At 64.3% G+C, this 4268-nt stretch carries 4 protein-coding genes; 3 read left to right on the forward strand and 1 reads right to left on the reverse strand.

Features of this window, described 5'->3' with window-relative positions; genetic code table 11:
* On the reverse strand, window positions 1-729 hold a 729-nt coding region (locus ACEQXV_RS13365; protein WP_370269622.1), incomplete at its 3' end, for an ArsR family transcriptional regulator.
* A gap of 188 nt (window positions 730-917) precedes the next feature.
* On the opposite strand from ACEQXV_RS13365, the gene ACEQXV_RS13370 reads away from it, so the two are divergent.
* From ACEQXV_RS13370 to ACEQXV_RS13380, 3 genes are all read left to right on the forward strand, one after another.
* Complete coding sequence (locus ACEQXV_RS13370; protein WP_370269623.1) at window positions 918-3215, forward strand: bifunctional salicylyl-CoA 5-hydroxylase/oxidoreductase; 2298 nt, start codon at window positions 918-920, stop codon at window positions 3213-3215.
* On the forward strand, window positions 3212-3940 hold the full coding sequence (locus ACEQXV_RS13375) for an SDR family NAD(P)-dependent oxidoreductase (protein ID WP_370251528.1): 729 nt from the start codon (window positions 3212-3214) through the stop codon (window positions 3938-3940). Before ACEQXV_RS13370 ends, ACEQXV_RS13375 begins: the two co-directional genes overlap by 4 nt.
* Window positions 3940-4268, forward strand: a 329-nt coding sequence (locus tag ACEQXV_RS13380) for a MarR family winged helix-turn-helix transcriptional regulator (protein ID WP_370269625.1), incomplete at its 3' end; no start/stop codon positions are given. The genes ACEQXV_RS13375 and ACEQXV_RS13380, both read left to right, overlap by 1 nt.

The following is a 4268-nucleotide window of genomic DNA, read 5'->3' on the forward strand; positions in this document are numbered from 1 at the left end:
CGCGCCGTAGGTCTGCTGGAAGGCCAGCATCTTCTGGGCGTCCGTGCCCGTGGCCTTGACCGGATCGGGCAGGCCCCAATGGGCACTGATCGGCTGACCTTCCCAGGGCGGGCAGTCCTCGTTGGCGGCCTGGTCGCAGACAGTGAAGACGAAATCGAGCGCGGGGGCGTCGGGGCCCTGGAATTCCGAGATGTTCTTGGCGCGCAGGCCGGTCACGTCATGACCCTTCTGTTCGAGCATCTCGACGGCAAGCGGGTTCAGCTCCGAATAGGGAGTCGTCCCTGCGGAATGGACGGTGAAGCGGCCCTCGCCCATGTCGCGCAGCAGGGTTTCGGCAATGATCGAGCGGGCGGAGTTGCCGGTGCAGATGAAAAGCACGCTATAGGTCTTGTCGGGCATGGTCCCGGGTCCTTTTTCGGCAAGGGTCAGGGAAGACGGGCAGATGTCGGGGCGCCCCCGGCAGCAATCGGCAAAGAGAAAATCAACCAGCCCCTGCGCCGTGGCCGTATCGGCGCGGTAAAGGAGCGACGTGCCCGTGCGGGTCTGGCTGACAAGACCCGCCTCGCGCAGCGCGGCGAGGTAAGCCGAGGCCGTCGAGGGCTTGAGGCCAAGCGCGCCGGTGATCTCGCCCGCTGGCACCGCATCGGGATAGCGGCGCATCAACAGGCGGAAGATCGCGTTACGGCCTGAATGGGCCAGGATGGCAAGCTGGTCGAGTTCTTTTTCCATATTTCGTGAATTACCGAAATAGATGAGTCGCGCAAGGCCCCTTCCCTGCCACGGCGCTGATTTCATCAAATCTTCATGAATCGGCAGAGATATTTCAGACCCGATACTTTAAGCTTGAAATAAAATGCCACCTTGCTAGCCTCGAAGCTGGCCCGAGTCTCTCGGCGGCATATCTGGGGAAGGATCATATGAAGGTCATCTGTCTCGGCGGCGGTCCAGCGGGGCTCTATTTCGCGATCAGCATGAAGCTGCGCGACCCCTCGCACGAGGTGACGGTGCTGGAGCGCAACCGCGCCAATGACACGTTCGGATGGGGCGTGGTTCTGTCGGACGACGCGCTGAGCCGGATGGAAACCAACGACCCCAAGTCAACGCAGGCGATCCGCGATCACTTCGCCTACTGGGACGATATCGCGGTGGTGCATGACGGTGTGCGCACGGTGTCGGGCGGGCATGGCTTTGCCGGGATCGGGCGCAAGCAGATGTTGATCCTGTTGCAGGAACGCGCGCGGGAGCTGGGGGTGAACCTGCAATTCGAGACCGAGTTTGCCAGCGCCGAAACCTATCGCAAGGATTATGACCTCGTGGTCGCCACGGACGGGATCAATTCCCGCGTCCGCAACGAATATGCCGATGTCTTCCAGCCCGATATCGACACGCGGCTGTGCAAGTTCGTCTGGCTCGGCACGCATCAGAAATTCGACGACGCCTTTACCTTCATCTTCGAAAAGACCGAGCACGGCTGGATGTGGGCGCATGTCTACCAGTTCGACGACCAGACCGCGACCTTCATCGTCGAATGCCTGCCCGAGACCTGGGACGCCTGGGGCTTCGAGCAGATGTCCAAGGAGGAAACGGTCGAGACCTGCCGCAAGGTCTTTGAGCGTCATCTGGATGGCCACAAGCTGATGTCGAACGCGGCGCATTTGCGCGGCTCTGCCGTCTGGATGCAGTTCCCCCGCGTAATCTGCGAGAAATGGTACACCGGCAACGTGGTGCTGATGGGCGATGCCGCTGCAACGGGGCATTTTTCCATCGGGTCAGGGTCGCGGCTTGCTTTCGACAGCGCGATTGCTCTGGCCGAGTACCTGCATTCGGAACCCACGATGCAGGACGCGTTCGAACGCTACCAGGAGGAGCGCCGGGTCGAGGTGCTGCGCCTGCAATCGGCGGCGCGCAATTCGCTGGAATGGTTCGAAGAGGTGGAGCGCTATCTCGATCAGGACCCGGTGCAGTTCAACTACAACCTGCTGACGCGGTCGCAGCGGATTTCCCACGAAAACCTGCGCCTGCGCGATCCCGACTGGCTGGAAAGCGCGGAACGCTGGTTCATGACCCAGGCGGGGCTACCTGCCGATGCGCCCCACCGGACGCCGATGTTCACCCCCTTCCGCCTGCGGGACATGGAGCTTGCGAACCGTGTCGTGGTCTCGCCCATGGCGCAATACAAGGCCGTTGATGGCTGCCCGACCGACTGGCATTTCGTCCATTACGCGGAACGCGCCAAGGGTGGTGCGGGGCTGGTCTACACCGAAATGACCTGCGTCAGCCCCGAAGGCCGGATCACGCCGGGCTGTCCGGGGCTCTATGCGCCCGAGCATGAAGGCCAGTGGCGGCGGCTGGTGGAGTTCGTCCATGCCGAAACGCAGGCCAGGCTGTGCTGCCAGATCGGGCACGCGGGCCGGAAGGCCTCGACCCAACTGGGGTGGGAGGACGGCGACGCGCCGCTCAAGGTCGGCAACTGGGAGATCATCGCGCCTTCGCCGGTGCCATGGTCCGACGCCAACGCCGTTCCGCGCGAGATGACGGTTGCGGATATGGACGAAGTTCTTGCGCAATTCGTCGCTTCGGTCGAGATGGCCGACCGGGCGGGCTTCGACATGATCGAACTGCACGCGGCGCATGGTTACCTGATCTCGTCCTTCATCTCGCCGGTCTCCAACAGGCGCACGGATGACTATGGCGGATCGCTTGAAAACCGCATGCGCTACCCGTTGGAGGTGTTCCGCGCGATGCGCGCCGCCTGGCCGGAAGCCAAACCCATGTCGGTGCGGATTTCCGCAAACGATTGGGTGGGCGAGGCTGGCGTCACGCCGGAGGACGCGGTTGAGATCGCACGCATGTTCCGCGAGGCCGGGGCCGACATCATCGACGTGTCGGCAGGCCAGACCTCAACCGAGGCCAAGCCCGTCTATGGCCGCATGTTCCAGACGCCCTTTTCCAACCGCATCCGTAACGAGTTGCACATGCCCACGATGGCGGTGGGCAATATCTACGAGGCCGACCACGTCAACTCGATCCTGATGGCGGGCCGGGCCGATCTGGTCTGCCTGGCGCGCCCACACCTGTCCGATCCCTACTGGACGCTCCATGCCGGGGTGGAACTGGGCGACACCAGCACCGACTGGCCCCTGCCCTATCTTGCGGGCCGCGACCAGGCCTACCGCCTGCAGGAGAAAAAGGCCCAGGAGGAGATCCGCGCATGACCGGGCAAAGGCGTGTTCTGATCACCGGAGGCGGCACGGGGATTGGCCGGGCCATTGCCCATGCCTTTGCCCGGGCGGGAGATGCGGTCACCATTGCCGGGCGGCGCGAGGGGCCGTTGCGGGAGGCCGCTGAGGGGTTTGAGATCGAGATCGTAACCGCCGACGTGACGAAGGAAGACGAGGTGGCCGCGCTCTTTGCCCAGCCCTTCGACGTGGTCATTGCCAATGCAGGCGCGGGCCGCGCAAAGAAACTGGTGGATGTGTCTCTTGCCGACTGGCAGGCGACGATGGATGTGAACCTGACGGGCACCTTCCTGACCTTTCGGGAAGCTCTGCGCATGATGCGCGGGGGCGGTCGGCTCATTGCCATCGCCTCGACCGCCGCGTTGCAGGGCGGGTCCAATATCGCGCCCTATGCGGCCTCCAAACACGGGGTGCTGGGGCTGGTGCGGTCCGTCGCCAAGGAAGTGGCCAAGTCGGGCATCACCTGCAACGCGATCTGCCCCGGCTTCGTCGATACCGAGATGGCCGATGCCGCCGCGCAATCGGTCATGGACCGCTTCGACGTGCCGCGCGAGAAGGCCATTTCCATGATCACCAGCGGCAACCCCATGGCGCGGCTCATCGCCCCCGACGAGGTGGCGGCGGCGGCGCTCTTCCTGGCCTCGGAGGGCGCAAGCTCGGTCAACGGGCACGCGCTGTCGGTATCGGGGGGCGAGATTTGATGCGTGAACCAGAGCTATCCGCGCGTCGCCTGCGCACCTGGATCCGGCTTTTGCGGATGACACGGGCCACCGAGAACCATCTGCGCGAATACCTGCGGCTGCACCATGACACCACCCTGCCCCGCTTCGACGTGATGGCCGCGCTCCACCGGGCCAGGGGCCCGATGAAGATGAGCGACCTCAGCCGGCAGTTGCTGGTCTCGAACGGCAACGCGACGGCGGTGGTGGAGCGGCTGGAGAAGGAGGGGCTTGCGTCCCGCGCGCCCTCGGAGGGCGACCGGCGGGTGGTGCTGGCGGAACTGACCGACAAGGGGCGCGACGTGTTCGA

Origin of the sequence: Nioella sp. (assembly GCF_964229645.1) — a bacterium.
Taxonomy (GTDB): domain Bacteria; phylum Pseudomonadota; class Alphaproteobacteria; order Rhodobacterales; family Rhodobacteraceae; genus Nioella.

Coding starts and splice junctions, on each gene's coding strand:
- ACEQXV_RS13370 (WP_370269623.1), top strand. CDS start 918: ATGAAGGTCATCTGTCTCGGCGGCGGTCCAGCGGGGCTCTATTTCGCG.
- ACEQXV_RS13375 (WP_370251528.1), top strand. CDS start 3,212: ATGACCGGGCAAAGGCGTGTTCTGATCACCGGAGGCGGCACGGGGATT.